Origin of the sequence: Heyndrickxia faecalis (assembly GCF_040267745.1) — a bacterium.
In the GTDB taxonomy this organism is placed as follows: domain Bacteria; phylum Bacillota; class Bacilli; order Bacillales; family Bacillaceae_C; genus Weizmannia; species Weizmannia faecalis.
On record NZ_CP158453.1, the window covers coordinates 2,165,077 to 2,181,153 of the forward strand.

At 47.5% G+C, this 16,077-nt stretch carries 17 protein-coding genes; 6 read left to right on the forward strand and 11 right to left on the reverse strand.

The annotated features are described in order from the left end of the window. Nucleotides 1–196 precede the first annotated feature (196 nt). Nucleotides 197–616 carry a transcriptional regulator MntR gene (mntR, locus tag ABR335_RS10555; protein ID WP_014098475.1) on the reverse strand — a complete coding sequence of 140 codons (420 nt, stop codon included), beginning with the start codon at nucleotides 614–616 and terminating at the stop codon, nucleotides 197–199. 313 nt (nucleotides 617–929) lie between these two features. Here mntR and cspD point away from each other — a divergent pair, with 313 nt between their 5' ends. Continuing rightward, entirely contained in the window at nucleotides 930–1,133 is a 204-nt protein-coding gene (cspD, locus tag ABR335_RS10560; RefSeq protein ID WP_013859190.1) for a cold-shock protein CspD, read from the forward strand. 234 nt (nucleotides 1,134–1,367) lie between these two features. On the opposite strand, the gene ABR335_RS10565 is transcribed toward cspD, so the two are convergent. Then, nucleotides 1,368–1,544, reverse strand: a complete 177-nt coding sequence (locus ABR335_RS10565; RefSeq protein WP_014098476.1) for a zinc-finger domain-containing protein — start codon at nucleotides 1,542–1,544, stop codon at nucleotides 1,368–1,370. 141 nt (nucleotides 1,545–1,685) lie between these two features. Here ABR335_RS10565 and sspL point away from each other — a divergent pair, with 141 nt between their 5' ends. Then, on the forward strand, nucleotides 1,686–1,826 hold the full coding sequence (gene sspL / locus ABR335_RS10570; protein WP_013859188.1) for a small, acid-soluble spore protein L: 141 nt from the start codon (nucleotides 1,686–1,688) through the stop codon (nucleotides 1,824–1,826). An 87-nt stretch (nucleotides 1,827–1,913) separates the two neighbouring features. Here sspL and ABR335_RS10575 read toward each other — a convergent pair whose 3' ends face one another. From ABR335_RS10575 to miaA, 6 genes are all read right to left on the reverse strand, one after another. After that, nucleotides 1,914–2,813: a 5'-3' exonuclease gene (locus ABR335_RS10575; protein ID WP_035188528.1), complete on the reverse strand. Its 900-nt coding sequence runs from the start codon at nucleotides 2,811–2,813 to the stop codon at nucleotides 1,914–1,916. Nucleotides 2,814–2,951: 138 nt separating this feature from the next. Further along, entirely contained in the window at nucleotides 2,952–4,223 is a 1,272-nt protein-coding gene (locus tag ABR335_RS10580) for an aminotransferase class I/II-fold pyridoxal phosphate-dependent enzyme (RefSeq protein ID WP_014098478.1), read from the reverse strand. A gap of 73 nt (nucleotides 4,224–4,296) precedes the next feature. Next, on the reverse strand, nucleotides 4,297–5,547 hold the full coding sequence (hflX, locus tag ABR335_RS10585) for a GTPase HflX (protein WP_014098479.1): 1,251 nt from the start codon (nucleotides 5,545–5,547) through the stop codon (nucleotides 4,297–4,299). 283 nt (nucleotides 5,548–5,830) lie between these two features. Then, entirely contained in the window at nucleotides 5,831–6,772 is a 942-nt protein-coding gene (gene spoVK, locus ABR335_RS10590; RefSeq protein WP_014098480.1) for a stage V sporulation protein K, read from the reverse strand. A 269-nt stretch (nucleotides 6,773–7,041) separates the two neighbouring features. After that, the gene (gene hfq / locus ABR335_RS10595) at nucleotides 7,042–7,272 is read right to left on the reverse strand and encodes an RNA chaperone Hfq (RefSeq protein WP_013859183.1); all 231 of its coding nucleotides are present in this window, start codon (nucleotides 7,270–7,272) and stop codon (nucleotides 7,042–7,044) included. Between the two features lie 174 nt (nucleotides 7,273–7,446). Next, entirely contained in the window at nucleotides 7,447–8,400 is a 954-nt protein-coding gene (miaA, locus tag ABR335_RS10600; RefSeq protein WP_026104631.1) for a tRNA (adenosine(37)-N6)-dimethylallyltransferase MiaA, read from the reverse strand. A 259-nt stretch (nucleotides 8,401–8,659) separates the two neighbouring features. Between miaA and ABR335_RS10605 the strand changes: the two genes are divergently transcribed. The 4 genes from ABR335_RS10605 to ABR335_RS10620 all read left to right on the forward strand — a co-directional run bounded on the left by ABR335_RS10605 (nucleotide 8,660) and on the right by ABR335_RS10620 (nucleotide 10,422). Then, nucleotides 8,660–8,842: a hypothetical protein gene (locus tag ABR335_RS10605; protein ID WP_014098483.1), complete on the forward strand. Its 183-nt coding sequence runs from the start codon at nucleotides 8,660–8,662 to the stop codon at nucleotides 8,840–8,842. A gap of 89 nt (nucleotides 8,843–8,931) precedes the next feature. Beyond that, nucleotides 8,932–9,141: an aspartyl-phosphate phosphatase Spo0E family protein gene (locus ABR335_RS10610; protein ID WP_014098484.1), complete on the forward strand. Its 210-nt coding sequence runs from the start codon at nucleotides 8,932–8,934 to the stop codon at nucleotides 9,139–9,141. A gap of 362 nt (nucleotides 9,142–9,503) precedes the next feature. Then, complete coding sequence (locus ABR335_RS10615; RefSeq protein WP_017551564.1) at nucleotides 9,504–9,908, forward strand: hypothetical protein; 405 nt, start codon at nucleotides 9,504–9,506, stop codon at nucleotides 9,906–9,908. A 247-nt stretch (nucleotides 9,909–10,155) separates the two neighbouring features. Next, nucleotides 10,156–10,422 (forward strand): excalibur calcium-binding domain-containing protein, encoded by a 267-nt coding sequence (locus ABR335_RS10620; RefSeq protein WP_017551563.1) that lies wholly within the window; start codon nucleotides 10,156–10,158, stop codon nucleotides 10,420–10,422. A 272-nt stretch (nucleotides 10,423–10,694) separates the two neighbouring features. Here ABR335_RS10620 and mutL read toward each other — a convergent pair whose 3' ends face one another. The 3 genes from mutL to ABR335_RS10635 form a co-directional block, all read right to left on the reverse strand. Next, nucleotides 10,695–12,611 carry a DNA mismatch repair endonuclease MutL gene (mutL, locus tag ABR335_RS10625; RefSeq protein ID WP_014098488.1) on the reverse strand — a complete coding sequence of 639 codons (1,917 nt, stop codon included), beginning with the start codon at nucleotides 12,609–12,611 and terminating at the stop codon, nucleotides 10,695–10,697. Between the two features lie 15 nt (nucleotides 12,612–12,626). After that, nucleotides 12,627–15,254 carry a DNA mismatch repair protein MutS gene (gene mutS / locus ABR335_RS10630; protein ID WP_043052501.1) on the reverse strand — a complete coding sequence of 876 codons (2,628 nt, stop codon included), beginning with the start codon at nucleotides 15,252–15,254 and terminating at the stop codon, nucleotides 12,627–12,629. A gap of 259 nt (nucleotides 15,255–15,513) precedes the next feature. Beyond that, on the reverse strand, nucleotides 15,514–16,053 hold the full coding sequence (locus ABR335_RS10635; RefSeq protein ID WP_014098490.1) for an outer spore coat protein CotE: 540 nt from the start codon (nucleotides 16,051–16,053) through the stop codon (nucleotides 15,514–15,516). Nucleotides 16,054–16,077: the final 24 nt, after the last annotated feature.

Genomic DNA, 16,077 nt, shown 5'->3' on the forward strand with positions numbered 1-16,077 from the left:
TAGCCCTAATTTTCTGCATAAAGGCGCCATGCGAAGTTTGTTTTCCGGCTGGCGGGAAAGAGCCCTGCTTGCATCAAGCAGGGAGGGTTCTAAATCCTGATGCGTGCCGGCAGACAGCCTTTTAGGCAACATGCCCCATCATCCGGTGCATAAAAAGGAACCAGCACCCATTTCAAGGGCAGGGAGGCCGGAAAATTCAATCCTCGTTTTGTGCCTGAAGCCGCTTCAGGTCGTTCACCCGGCCCGGATCTTCCTCAAAGTATTGGACAAGGTCTCCGATCCGGTCAATGGAATTCCAGCTCAGGTGATGTTCAATTCCTTCTACATCTCTATAAATATTTTCTTCGTCGACCCCGATGATCCTTAAAAACTGTTCAAGCAAATGATGGCGGTCGACGAGCCGTTTTCCAATTTTTTTGCCTTTAGGGGTGAGGACCAGTCCGCGGTATTTTTCATAAACAAGATAATCATCCTTATCCAGCTTCTGTACCATTTTCGTGACGGATGAAGGATGAACGGAAAGCGCTTCTGCAATATCAGAAACACGCGCATATCCTTTGCTTTCAATCAGAATAAAAATCTGTTCAATGTAGTCTTCCATACTAGGTGTCGGCATCCACGGGCCCCCATTCTTACAACAAATATTGAGTCTGCCGGTACAATAACAATACCATCAGTTTACTATAATCACGGATGATGTACAAGAATTCCTGAAAAAAGCTGCGCCAGTTTTAAACCGCTTGCAAATTTAAGAATTCACAACAATTTTCCCTCATTTTTGATTCGTTTGTCTTGACTATCCATACCGGATGGAGTATATTAATTATAACATTAAACAAGTGATTTCCCAGACCTTGATAGCGGTTTTTCATCTGTTTAATGCAACATTTTTTGGCACGAACGTGCTTTTGATTTAGGAGGATTAAGAAATGCAAAACGGTAAAGTAAAATGGTTCAATAACGAAAAAGGCTACGGGTTCATTGAAGTTGAAGGTGGAGACGATGTTTTCGTTCATTTCACCGCTATTCAAGGTGAAGGATTCAAAACATTGGAAGAAGGCCAAGCTGTTTCTTTCGACATCGTTGAAGGCAACCGCGGACCTCAGGCAGCGAATGTAACAAAACTTTCATAAATCATAGAATGCAACGAGGCTGGCTTTTATGCCAGCCTTTTATTTTTCTGCATTTGTGTAAGTCCTCACAATACCGGATTGTGGCATTTTTCCGGTTGTTGCATCAGTATACTGTTTACAGTCTGCGATGTCTTCCGCCACGCCTGTTGTCTGAGCCGACTTTGTTCGATTTAATACGGCAAGACGGGCAACCGTTTTCGGGTGCCGCCTGTTTCCCGCATTTTGTAACACCCGTCACGATAACCGGTCGCCGTATTTTTTCAGCTTTTCGCCTACCGTGCATTGCCGGATGCAAAACTGGTGGGCATATTTTTTCCCACGTGTTTTCCGGAAATGCGATTTTAAAAAACAGCCTTCACAATACGTCTTTAATATTTCATCCACTTCCCGGATGAGTTGTTTTCTTTCCATCTTTATCCCTTCTTTCTTTCCGCCAGCTTTCCCATCCGCATTGCACGTGCATTTATCCATTGCGGCACGCCTGACTTTCCCGGGGATCCCTTTATCAAAATTTCCCCGAATTTGGGCATGCTATAACAAGAGGTGATCAGGATGGCTAAAAAAGACAATACAAACCGCGGTAAAGCGGCAAATTCCGTTACGCCGCAAGGAATCGCACAGGATGCGGCATTCGCGCCGGACCCAAAAACAACCCTTGAAAACCGCGCGAAAAAGTCCAATACAAAAATCTGACAATCGCAAAACGGAGAAGAAAAACAGCATTCTTGTCCTGAATGCTGTTTTTCCACTTTCCGTCCCCAATTAAACCGGGCAAAGTGGTTAAGAAATGAAGCTTGCGTTTATCCGCGCTGTAACCAAATGGCGTTTTACCATTTTTAATTCCAGTTCCTCCATCAGTTCCATAAACGTTTCAGGAATCTGGCCAAACCGCGCTTCTTCCAAAGAAAAAGCCACAGGCACATCACAACGGATTTCAGCAAGTTTTCTGCTCAGGTGCAGCATCTCCAATCCCGCTTCGATTTTTTTCTGCTGCGACGGGGTGAGCTCCCCGAGATGCTCCAAAATGCCGCTGATGTTTCCAAACCGGCTGACGAGCTTAAACGCTGTTTTTTCACCGATCCCCTTCACACCCGGATACCCGTCGCTTGCATCGCCCATCAGCGCTTTTACATCGATAAACTGCCGCGGCGTCACCCCGTATTCGTCCATAAACGCCGCCTTTGTATAGGTTTTATAATTTCCGAACCCTTTTTGGAGGAGATGGACTTCCACATGGTCATCCAAAAGCTGCAAGATGTCGCGGTCGCCGGTCAAAATGGAAATATCCGCCTCGTCTTTGAACCGGCTGCTAAGGGTGCCAAGACAGTCGTCCGCTTCATACCCGGCCACTCCGACATTTGGAATTTCAAAAGCTTCCACTGTTTCTTTCGCCAGGTCAAATTGCGGAATCATCTCAACCGGCGGGACGTCCCGGTTTGCTTTATATTCACCGTACAGGTCGTTGCGGAACGTTTTGCTCCCCATATCCCAGCAAACGGCCACATGCGTCGGTTTTTTGTTCTCAGCCGCCAAAAGCAAATGGCGCAAAAAGCCCTGCACGCCGTTTGTCGGCATCCCTTTAGAATTCACCATAAACTGCCCCGTCACGGCAGTGGCATAAAAAGCCCGGAAAAGGAGCGCCATCCCGTCAATTAAAAGCAAATGCGGCCTCTTATTCATGCGATCACCTCATCAAATATCATCCTGTTATTATAACACAACCAGCAACTGGCCGCATTGAAAAAAGGCGGTTCTAAACGGGCGAACCATTGTGCCCGGTTGAAATCCAGCCGACCGTAGATCAAAGCAGGGAAAAATTCAACTGGGATCTACAAGATTTTCTTCCATCAACCGGTCGAGCGCGAGCAGGACGGCCATTTTGACATGCGCATACGTAAGGCCGCCCTGAACATAGGCAGTGTATGGCGGGCGGAGCGGGCCGTCGGCGGAAAGCTCGATGCTTGCCCCCTGGATAAACGTGCCAGCTGCCATGATGACATCGTCCGCATAACCGGGCATATCACTCGGGTATGGCGTCACATATGAATTCACCGGTGAAGCAAACTGGATCGCCTGGCAAAAGGCGACCATGCTGTCCGGGTCGCCAAATTCAACGGACTGGATGAGGTCCGTCCTCGGCGCATCCCATTTCGGATACGTATTCATCCCGGATTTTTCCAAGATTGCCGATGTAAACACCGCACCTTTTAATGCCTCTGCCACCACATGCGGCGCCAGAAAGAAGCCCTGGTACATCTCAAGAAGGCTGTAAAGCGATGCTCCTGCTTCCGCGCCAATTCCGGGAGATGTCATCCTGTAAGCGCAGCTTTCCACCCATTTTTTCTTCCCGACAATATAGCCGCCCGTTTTCGCAAGCCCGCCGCCCGGATTTTTGATAAGCGAACCGGCCATTAAATCCGCGCCAACATGGCATGGCTCCTTCTCCTCTACAAATTCGCCGTAGCAGTTGTCGACAAACACAACTGCATCCGGCTTGATTTCTTTTACAAAGCGGATCATTTCCCCGATCTCATCCACTGTAAACGAAGGTCTTGACGCATATCCTTTTGAGCGCTGGATCGCAACCATTTTTGTATGGGGATGGATCGCTTTTCTTACCGCTTCAAAATCGACCGTGCCGTCTTCCTTCAAGTTTACATAATTATAGGTTATGTTAAACTCCTGCAGCGAACCGTTGCCACTACCGTGCACCCCTGTAATTTCATCAAGCGTATCGTACGGCTTTCCGGTTATGTATAGCAATTCATCCCCCGGGCGGAGGACGCCGAAAAGCGCAATCGTAATCGCATGTGTCCCGGAAATGATTTGCGGGCGGACGAGCCCGGCTTCCGCGCCGAAAACATCGGCATATATGTTCTCAAGTGTTTCCCTGCCGGCGTCATCATAGCCGTATCCGGTCGACGGATAAAAATGCGACTCGCTCACTTTATACTTTTGAAAACTTTGCAAAACGCGGAACTGGTTCGCTTCCGCCCGTTTTTCTATTGCGCTGTGGACCGGGCGAATTTGACGCTCGGCCTCTTCTGCCATTTGCCTGAGTTTGGCACCATGAGTCAAATACTGGTACATCTTCTACACCTTTCCGTTCAAAATATGGGGTGCATGCAAGGCAACCCGCTGCATGCACCCGCGCGCAAGGTTTTTATTCAGCATATTGTTGTATCGCGCCCAGAACCGGATGGCCTGGAAGCGCATATCCCTTGCACTGGTATGCCTCATTTTCTTCTTTAAAAATTAGTTCTCTTAAAATGGTATCACTTTTTAAAACTGAAAGCAGCTTTCCTTCTGTTTGCGGGACAAGCGCGCGATACGGCACCATTTCGGCCAACACTTGTTTTTCAATTTCCAACAGCAGCCGGTGGATGTCTTTTTCGTCTTTCGCGCTGATCATGATGCTGTTTTGTGCATTGGGCACGAAATGGCTGTCTTTTATATCCATTTTATTGTAAACGGCAAGCTGCGGTAGATGGTTCATTTCCAGTTCGGAAAGCAGGCGCTGCACCGTTTTTTGATGGTTGTCATAATCCGGGTTGGAACTGTCAATGACATGCAAAAGCAAATCGGCTTCCCGCACTTCTTCTAAGGTCGAGCGGAACGCCGCAATCAGTGTCGTCGGCAAGTCCTGGATAAATCCGACCGTATCCGTCAACAAAGCCGTATAACCGCTTGGCAACACAACTTTTCTTGTCATCGGATCAAGCGTGGCAAACAGCTGGTTTTCTTCATAAGAATTTGCGGCAGACAGGCGGTTAAACAATGTCGATTTTCCGGCATTGGTATAGCCGACAAGCGCAATTTGAAACACATGGTTCTTTTTCCGCCTTTCGCGGTACCGCTCCCGGTGGTGGACAACCGTTTCAAGCTGCGCCTTGATTTCAGAAATGCGGCGGCGGATATGGCGGCGGTCCGTTTCAAGCTGGGTTTCCCCCGGCCCCCTCGTGCCGATTCCGCCCCCGAGCCGCGACAGCTCCGTCCCGCGCCCGCCAAGACGCGGCAGCAAATACTCAAGTTGCGCCAGTTCCACCTGGAGCTTCCCTTCTTTTGAGCGGGCACGCGTCGCAAAAATATCAAGGATGAGCTGTGTCCTGTCCAGCACGCGGCAATCCACCGCGGCCTGGAGATTGCGGAGCTGGCTCGGCGAAAGTTCCGCGTTAAAAACAATCAGATCAGCTTGCAGTTCTGAAACAAGCGCCCTTAGTTCCGCTACCTTGCCTTTTCCGATATACGTAGCAGCATCTACCCTGTCCCGTTTTTGTACGACTTCAAGCACCGCTTCCCCCTGCGCCGTTTCGACAAGCCGCTTCAGCTCCTCCATTGAATAGGCAAAACGGCTGTGGCTGATGCCGCTCCATTCGCATCCGACAAGAATTGCTCTTTCTTTTTTATTTTCCATTTCATCACCTGTTCCGTCCAGTATACCTGTTATCTTACCAAAAAACGCCCAAGTATAACATGTCGAGGCGCTTTTTTTGGGAAACAGGGCATGGCTTCATGCGATATCGCTTTTTTACCGCCCCCATTAAAAAAGCCCGGGCGCTGTTATGCCCGGGCTTACCTTTCTTAAAAATGTCTTCCCGGGCTGCTTATTTTCCGTGCGAAACATCTGGCCGAAAAAGCCGATTTAAGCTTCCCTACGGAAAATAAGTGCCTGCTGCAAACCGCATAGGATGCAGGCGTCAGTCCGGAAAAACAAGGTCACTGCTGCGCAGCGTGACCAGCTCATGGCGGTCATAGCAAGCCTGCATTAACAGCCGCATGGCCTGGGCGCGCACTGACTTTTCAATTACATTCCGCACATACCGGCCGTTTGAAAAACTGGCAGGGGTGCTCGTTGTTTTGACAAAAGCCAGATGATCGCGAAGCTTCCGTTCTGCATCCAAACTGAGCGTATACTCTTTTTCCGTCAGCATCCTTTTCCCGATATCCATGAGTTCCTCTACCGAGTAATCAGGAAAGTTGAACACGATCGGAAACCGGGAATACAGTCCCGGATTCAGGCTCAGGAAATAATCCATTTCGTTTGAATAGCCGGCCAAAATTAAAATAAATTCGTGCTGTTTGTCTTCCATATGCTTTACAAGCGTATCGATTGCTTCTTTCCCGAAATCTTTCTCGCCGCCGCGGCCGAGAGAGTACGCTTCATCAATAAATAAAATGCCGCCGATCGCTTTTTTAATCAAATCTCTTGTCTTTTGCGCCGTATGGCCGATGTATTCGCCAACCAGATCGGCCCTTTCCGCCTCAATCAAGTGGCCTTTTGACAATACATTCATTTTATGGAACAATTTCCCGATCAATCGGGCGACAGTTGTTTTGCCGGTTCCGGGATTGCCTTTAAACATCATATGAAGGGCCTGCTTTCCCGTTTTTAACCCGGCGGCTTCCCTTTTCTTGTTAATATAGATCCAGGCATAAACTTCTTTAACCATTTTTTTGATTTCTTCCATTCCGACGAGCGTGCCAAGTTCATCTTCAATTTCTTTTAAAATTTCATGTTCTGCTGATAAATCTTTTTTGCCGGTTTCTATTTTCGGCTGGGGAATAACGGCCTCCCTTTGGCCCGCATGGAGGACAATATTGATCTGGCCGTTATTTTTCATACGAATCGGTTGATCCATCACCGCCACCTCGCATTCTACAGACAATATACGCGGATTGGGCCGGGAGTGTGACAAATGCCCACGTACAAAAACTTGTTGTCCGGCATAAGAAAACCGGTTGTTTTTCAAATCCGCACCGGTCGAAAATCAGCACCATCCAAAATGGCGGGGGAAATTGTCGGTTTTTGCGCTTTCCCGAGAAATAATGATCTGTATCAGTTTATGTTTCAGAAGCGGATAACAGTACACATATTTAAAATGCCCGGCAAGCTGCCGGACATTTTGTTTTAATTTTCCTCGAAATTGATTTGAACATTTTTTTGCGGCTGGAACGTTGAAATCGCATGTTTGAAAACGAGTTGCTGTTTGCCGTCTGTTTCAATCAGCACGGTGAAGTTATCAAAGCCTTTTACCTGGCCGCGAAGCTGAAAGCCGTTCATCAAAAAGACTGTGACAACCGTACCGTCTTTCCGCAATTGGTTTAAGTACTGGTCCTGAATATTGATGGCTTTGTTCATTGCGAATCCTCCTCTTTCTCTCTATTTTAACCTGCTCATGACTAAAGCCGCGAGATTCCTGCAAACGCCGGTGGATCTCCGGTGATTTTAGCAGGCAGCCCCCGCAGTTTCTGCGGTTCGGTGCCCGGAGCATCTCATGACTGAAGTCACGCGTGTTCCTGGCTATACTCTATATTATAAACTATTCGATTTTAATTGTAGCTTTCCTGCTATGAAAGCGGAAATTTCTTCAAATTTTTTTTCCTTTTCTTCCTCTTTTGTCATGTCAAACCACTCAATTTCCATCTTATTGCGGAACCAGGTAAGCTGTCTTTTGGCAAAACGCCTTGTATTTTGTTTTAAGCGGGAAACAGCCTCGTCAAGGGTCATGCGCCCGTCAAAGTAATCGTAAAGCTCTTTGTAGCCGATCGCCTGGATGGACTGGACACCGCGCAAATTTTTGTCATACAACTTTCTCACTTCCTCGATTAAACCGCGTTCCATCATTTGATCGACCCGTTCGTTAATGCGTTGATACAGCTTCTCCCTCTCCATCACAAGCCCAATGAGCGCCGCACAATAAAGCGGTTCATCCTGTTGCTGTTTCTTGTAGTCTTGCATCGTCCTACCGGAAAAATGGCATACTTCCAACGCCCGGATCACCCTTCTGACATTATGTGGATGAATCTTTGCGGCACTTTCCGGATCGGTTTTTTCCAGTAATTTATAAAGCAGGCCGGGCCCTTCCCGCCTTGCAATCTTTTCAAGTTCCGCGCGGTATGCCGGATCTCCGGCAATGTCCGAAAAACGGTAATCGTATAAGACAGATTGTATGTAAAGCCCTGTGCCGCCGACGATCATGGGCAACTTGCCGCGGGAAGCAATATCGCTTATTTTTTCCCGTACCAGTTGCTGGAATTCAGCAACCGAAAAAGACTCATCCGGATTTTTAATGTCGATCAGGTGATGGGGAATCCCTTCCATTTCAGCCTGCGTAATTTTTGCTGTGCCGATATCCATGCCTCTGTATACTTGCATCGAATCGCCGCTGATGATTTCAGCATTGAATTTTTTCGCGAGGCGGATGCTAAGTGCCGTTTTTCCTGATGCTGTCGGGCCGATCAGTACGATCAGTTTTTGTTTTGCCATTCGTACCCTACCTTTTATGCCGGAGATTGCAGCATTCTTTAAATCCCCGGATTTTTCCGTCTCTATCGTACCATAAAACAGCAAACAGAACATCTATACAGTTTCCCTTTTTTCGGGATTTTATTCATCCTTGAAAATTCACTTACGAAAAAATATTTAAAAAAGTGTGTATAGGGCTAAAGTCCTGCTTCACATCCGGTCCATTTATACTATATAATACGGATAATCATTATGATCTATGTAAGGCAGGTTTTTTCGTATGGTTAAAAATGACGAACGCATCATTTTCATCATTGAATTAGGGCGGCTTTTAGATGAATACCACAAATGCCCGTATGAGGCTGTGAAAAAAAGCATATATGAAGATATCGTTTTGCTCAGGCATGCCATTGACCCTGATTCAAACGATATGCCTGCCAGCTCCGCAAAAAAACCATCTTAAGCACAACCGCCTCCAAAACACGCTCATGCTGCCTTTTCTTCAAAACTGTTTTTCTAATCTTCTTATTTTTCTCCGAAAGGGATGTTTGCATGGAAAAAACGAATCAGTATCTCATACTTGCCTCTGCCCATCTGTCCCGCAATATTTTCATCCTCCGCGAACAATTGATGCAGTGTGCCAAACAAAACGGCATGAACCACCCGGAAACAATCCGCCAAAGCCAATTATTGGACAAACTGATTTATGAATACCAGCTGGTAATGCTCGCACAAAGCAAAGACGGCTCTTTCCATGATTAATTCCTTCCATCCGCCCAATACCTTAAAACAAAGACCAGTCGCTGCTTTTCTGCACGTCGTCGTGATGGTGGCCCGTCAGCCGTTGCATCCTGGAAAAGTGGCCTCCGGCGTGGCGCTTGCAATCGACGAGGAAACAAAAGGACTTGTACGGCCCGTGATTGAAAGCAATCTGCGCCTTGCAAAACAAATAAGATGCCGATGCCGTATTGAATGCCAGCGGAAGATGAGAATCAGCCGGCGCATATTTTCAGGACAGAGATGAATTCCTATGGATTGGATTAAAAATGCAATATATAATGGATGGTGATAGAAATTCACCCCGAAGAAGAAGCTCATCAAAACCATTTGAAAGGAGATTGATAATGGATCAGAAGCTGGAACTTATCCTTAAGAAGCTAAGCTCACTGGAATCGGGTCAAAAAGAGCTGAACCAAAAGTTTGAAGCCTTAGAATCCGGCCAAAAAGAGCTGAACAATAAGTTTGAAGTCCTAGAATCGGGTCAAAAAGAAATGAAACAAAGATTGGAAGTTATGGGATCAGGCCAAAAAGAACTGGGACAAATTGTCAGAGCCATACGCGACCGTTCAGAAGAAACAACTGCAACAAAAATTGATGCCCTATCAATGGATGTCCACCATCTCCACGGTGAGATTGCAGGCGTCAAAGAGGAAATCAAAGATCTTCGGAATGGTGTCATTTTTGTAAATAGAAAAGTTGCAGACGCAGAACTCGAAATTAATATGATGAAGCAAAGTAAAAATCAATGACCAAATCGGATAGGTCAAGGAAATTGCCCGTCTGTAAAGTCATTTGCAGATGAAAATCGGATGAATGCATCGAAACCTCAGTCTACTTGATAGATATGTATTCTATATTCTTTAACACGATGGTGTCCAATTGCTCATACCGAAGTTGTTCCGTCCACTACAAGAATTAGGTATATATGGAAGTTATAACATCCTTTTCATTTGTGACTATATAAAATCATTTAAGTGAACTTGGAGGAGAATTATAGTGAGAAAAATCATTTCAGTTGCAGTGGCTTCCGGCCTAATTTTCGGGGTATCATTTGCTACTTCTCATGATGTTGATGCGGCAAAAACAAAGATTTATGCCAACTGTAAAGCCTTGAATAAAGATTACAAAGGCGGTGTTGCAAGAAGTAAAAGCGCAAAAAACAAAGGTGGAAAAACGCATTATAAGCCATACGTTTCAAAAGCCTTGTATGACAACAATAAAGAAAAAGACAGGGACCATGATAATATCGCTTGTGAAAGATAGTAAAGGCCCCCTAGGCTTTTTCTTAGAATCACAATGAATGACAAAAACCAAAAAGAACCAGAACAAAAACTGTACCAACTCCCATATTTCACCCAAAGCACTTATCGTTAACGGGCTGATGGGCCTTTAGTGGAAGATGGTATCGATACGCTAGTAAAAGGTTGAACAATACAACGATCTCAAACATGTTTGAAATGTGGTCAAATTGTGGTCAAACACCCGTTAAAAAGATTGAAACCCCTTGATCATCAAGGGGTTTCGCGATCCGGGAGTTACATGACCCGTTTAAACATTTTTTCGAGTTCGTACACCGAATAATGGATGATGATTGGACGGCCGTGCGGGCATGTAAACGGGTCGGATGCCATTCGGAGCGCATCGAGCAGTGCCTGGATTTCGTCATTGCGCAAATGCCGGTTCGCCTTGATGGACCCTCTGCAGCTCATCATAATCGCCGCTTTTTCACGCAATTTTTTAATATCGACTTTTTTTATAGAAAGGACATGCTCGATCATTTCCTCAATGACCTCTTTTTCCTCATTTTTCGGAAACCATGTCGGATGGGAACGGACAATGAAGCTGTTGTGCCCGAATGGTTCAAGGAAAACGCCGACCTCTTTCAGCGCATCGAGGTTCTCCTGAATTTTAATGGCTTCGTCCGTTGCGTATTCTAAAGTCAGCGGCACAAGCATTTCCTGCACTTCTTTTTTCACTTCGCCGACTTTTTCGCGGAAAAATTCATACTTGACCCGCTCCTGGGCGGCGTGCTGATCAATGATATACAAGCCGTTTTCATTTTGGGCAAAAATATACGTGCCGTGCATCTGGCCGATCGGATACATCGGCGGGATGCGGGATGCCGGCTGCTGTGCCGCGTCCTGCCCTCTTGCCTCTTCAACATCAAATCCATCGCGCGCCGGTTCATGGATTTCATCTGGAAAAACAGAATCCAGATTTTCCCCTGAAAATGCCGGGAAATCTGCGGCCGGCTGTTCCACGCTGAGATGGGGTTCTGCATCCGGGCTTTTATCGTGCTGCCCCATTTCCGTTTCCTCCGGCCGGGGCGATGGGTGCGGCGCAACAGGCGCGGAGAAAGCTTTCGGAGTTTCCGGTTCCGTTTTTCCCGGCAAATGGTCAAGCTGGAACGACACCTGTTCCTGTTTTGGTTTTTCTGCTTGCCGCACCATGCCGGACGGAATCAATTCCTGCTTTTTGAAAGCAGCTTTAATCGCGCCCGTAATCGCCCGGCACAGCTCCTTTTCTTTGCTGAACCGCACTTCAAGCTTGGCCGGGTGAACATTCGCATCGACTAAAACCGGATCCATTTTTAGCGACATCAACACAATCGGGTAGCGGCCGATCGGGAGCAGTGTATGATAACCTTCTAATATGGCCTTTACAAGCGCATAATTTTTGATAAACCGGCCGTTTACCATCGTGGAAATATAATTGCGTGAAGCCCGCGTAATTTCCGGCAAAGCGATAAACCCGTTGATTTCAAAATCAAGTGTTTGACTTTGTACCGGAATCATTTTTTTGGCAATGTTCACGCCGTAAATGGCGGCAAGCACCTGACGCACATCGCCGTTCCCGCTTGTCTGAAGCAGCATCTTTCCGCCGTGGCGGAGGCGGAAAGACACCTCGGGGTGGCTGAGCGCGAGGCGGTTCACCACATCGGTAATATTGCCGAGCTCGGTATGGATCGACTTCATATACTTTAACCGCGCAGGCGTGTTAAAAAATAAATCGGTGACCGTAATTTCCGTTCCTCTCCGGCTCGGCGCCTGTTCGCGGGCCACCCATTTCCCGCCTTCAATGACCGCTTTTGTCCCGGGCCCGTTTCCGGTTGAGGTGACGATTTCAACACGGGAAACAGCAGCAATGCTCGGGAGCGCTTCGCCGCGAAAACCGAGCGAACGAATCCGGAACAGATCATGTTCGTTTTTGATTTTGCTTGTGGCGTGGCGTGAGAAAGCAAGCTCAACATCGTCAGGCTCGATGCCGGTTCCATTATCAATCATACGGATTTTTTCCATACCGGCTTCCCAGACATCAATTTCGATAACTGTGCTTTCCGCGTCGATGGCATTTTCAGCCAGTTCCTTCACGACAGATGCCGGCCGTTCGACCACTTCACCGGCTGCAATCCTGTTAGAAAGCAACTCGTCCAGTTGTGCAATTTTTCCCATCGCGGACAACACCACCTATTTTTTTAATTTTTTCTGAATCTCATAGAGTGCATTCATGGCCGCAAGCGGCGTCATCTCGAGCAAATCGAGTTCCCTAATTTGCTTGAGCACCTTTCTTTCCTTTGCTTCAACCGTTTTCTGACGCGGCGTTTCCGGCTCTTCAAAAAAGGACAGTTGCGCGGGCTCTGTGGCAGCAGCCGCCTCCGGGGGGTTCATCTGCGTTTCGCCGTTATCCTGGTTTTCAAGCGCATGGAGAATTTTTTCGGCGCGGCGAATCACTTGTTCCGGCAGGCCGGCCAGCTTTGCCACATGGATCCCGTAACTTTTATCTGCAGGGCCTTCTTTGATTTTATGGAGGAAAACCACTTTGCCGTTTTGCTCCATGGCGCTGACATGGACGTTTTGCAGCTTGCCCAGTTCCGCAGAAAGCGCCGTCAGCTCATGATAATGGGTGGAAAAAAGCGTTTTGGCCCCGATTTCATCATGGATGTATTCGATCATCGCCTGGGCGAGTGCCATCCCGTCATATGTAGACGTTCCGCGCCCGATTTCATCAAATAAAATCAGGCTTCGTTCCGTTGCGTTTGCAATCGCGTTTTTCGCTTCAAGCATTTCGACCATGAACGTACTCTGGCCAGAAATGAGATCATCGGCTGCGCCAATCCGTGTAAAAATCCTGTCAAAAACCGGCAGCTCCGCCTCGCGTGCCGGCACAAAGCAGCCGATTTGCGCAAGGATTACCGTCAGCGCAATTTGCCGCATATACGTGCTTTTCCCGGACATGTTCGGCCCGGTAATCAGCAGAATCTCTCGGTTTTCATCCATCAGGCAGTCGTTTGGCACATAGCTTTGCGAATCGAGTACTTTTTCCACGACCGGATGGCGCCCTTCCGTAATCTTCAGCACGCCGTCTTCCCGGAATACCGGCTTTGTGTAGTGGCGTTTTTCGCTTACGACGGCAAAGCTTTGCAGCACATCAATCGTGCTGACCGCTTTTGCGAGGCGCTGCAGCCTGGGAATAAATTCTTTTACATGTGCCCGGATTTCCGTAAACAGCTCGTATTCCAGATCGATCATTCTTTCTTCCGCCTGTAAAATAAGCGCTTCTTTTTCTTTCAATTCCGGTGTGATGAACCGCTCGGCGTTCGCCAACGTCTGTTTCCGTTCATAGCGGCCTTCTTCGAGCAGGTGGAGGTTCGCCTTCGTCACTTCAATATAGTAGCCGAACACGCGGTTGTATCCGACTTTCAGCGACTTGATTCCGGTCCGCTCGCGCTCGTCGCGTTCGAGGCTTGCAATCCACTGCTTGCCGTTTTTGCTCGCGTCGCGGTAGCGGTCCAGCTCTTCGTTATAGCCGTCGCGGATCATCCCGCCTTCCTTCACGGAAACCGGGGGATTGTCCTCAATCGCGCGTTCGAGCAAATCTGTCAGTTCTTCACACGGGTCAAGAAGCGCCGCCAATTTTTTGCTTTCCGGGCTTTCCAAGCTTTCCATGACCGCCCGGATACCCGGAATTTGCTGTAGCGAGCATTTCAGCTGGATGAGGTCACGTGCATTCACATTGCCAAATGCCACCCGGCCGGCAAGCCTTTCCAGGTCGTATACTTCCTTCAGGCGCTCGCGGATATCCTCCCGCTCAAAGTAATGGTTTAAAAAGGTTTCCACCATTTGAAGCCGTGCTTCTATTTTTTCCTGCTTAAGCAGCGGCCGGCCGATCCACTGTTTTAAAAGCCTGCCGCCCATGGCTGTCATCGTTTCATCGAGCAGCCATAAAAGCGATCCTTTTTTGCCTTGCCCGCGGATCGTCTCAGTCAGTTCGAGATTACGCTTGGAGTAATAATCAATATTTAAAAACCGGCGGACTTCATACATTTCAACCGGCTGCAGATGATCGAGGCTCCTTTTCTGCGTGCGGAATAAATAGTTTAACAGTCTTGCTGCAGCCAGCCGCAAAAGCTCCGGTTCCAACTGGGGCAGAAGCCTTTCAAAGCCTTCCTTTACAGCCGTATCCGTTTCAAACGAAATGGTGATATTTCCTGTATTTTTCATTAGCCGCGCGTATTCATCCGGAAATTCCGGATCTACCACAGCTTCTTTTGCGCCGATCGACGCCAGTTCGTTCAGTACTTCTTCAAACGGGCCTTCCAAAAGACAAGCCCTGCCCTCCCCTGTTGACAAATCTATATAGGCAATCGCGAAATTCCCGTCCGCCGGGGATGCAACAGACGCAATATAGTGGTTTTCTTTTTCCGCGAGCGATTTGCCCTCCATCAAGGTGCCAGGGGTAATCAGCTGGATGACTTCCCGCTTGACAACACCCTTTGCCAGTTTCGGGTCTTCCATCTGTTCACATATCGCCACTTTATAGCCTTTATCAATCAGCTGTTCAATATAAGTGCTGGCGGAATGGTACGGTACCCCGCACATCGGGATTTTCTCGTCGCCGCCGCCGTCCCTGCTCGTTAATGTAATTTCCAGTTCCTGGGACGCTTTAATGGCATCTTCGAAGAACATTTCATAAAAATCGCCGAGACGGAAAAATAAAAAGGCATCCTGATATTCCGCCTTCACTTGCAAATATTGCTGGATCATTGGGGTATACGCAGCCATTCTTACCAAATTCCTTTCCTGCTTTTCAATCATTCTTCAATCCTGTTTATTATAACATATTTGCATGAAGGCCTTCATAAATTGAAATACGGATCATTTTACAAAGCCGGGCCTTGTCTGTTGATTTTCAATGTCTCCTCCAGGGATGCCAGGTTTTTTCTGCCTGTGTCAAAACCCATTACAGGATTTCGCGTGCATTCTAAGCATGCGTTTTGGTGGGGCAAATGGCCGCGCTTTTACCGCCGGATGCCCAGAAAAAAACTAGGAGTGCATGTCTCCTAGTTTGTGGCTTCTATTCTTCTTCACTTCCCACTAAAAAGTCAGGGTTTAATTCTTCAAACTCGTCGCTGCTTTCTTCTTCCCATTCATCGTCATCGCTGCATCCTTCAGGCGAGATGGCAACACAAACCTTTGTTTCTCCGATGACTTCCACGAGAAACTCTCTTTCAACACTGACAATGATTTTATTGCCGTTTGGCGAAATGACCGCTTCAATGCAATTCGGCTGCTGCAGGACGCTTGCGATGACTTCTTTGTCGTCCAGGCAATCCGGATCCCTGTAATGCAATTTAACGGTATCGGTATACTCGACTTTTTCCGTCATGACCGATGTCTTCGTATTGTCATTATGGGAATACCAGATGTTCACATCATAAGAGCCGCGGATTTTAACTTCTTTATCTATTTTCCTGGCTTCGTACTTATGGTTGATAATCCAGCAGCCTAAAATGCTCGAAGGATGCTGCGGCGGGCAAATCGTATGATTGGACTGCGTAAATTTGCGCCCTTTCGCAACGACTGCTTTTGTAATGATTTCTCTATATTCTGCCATTCGAGCGAACCCTCCTCATCTATT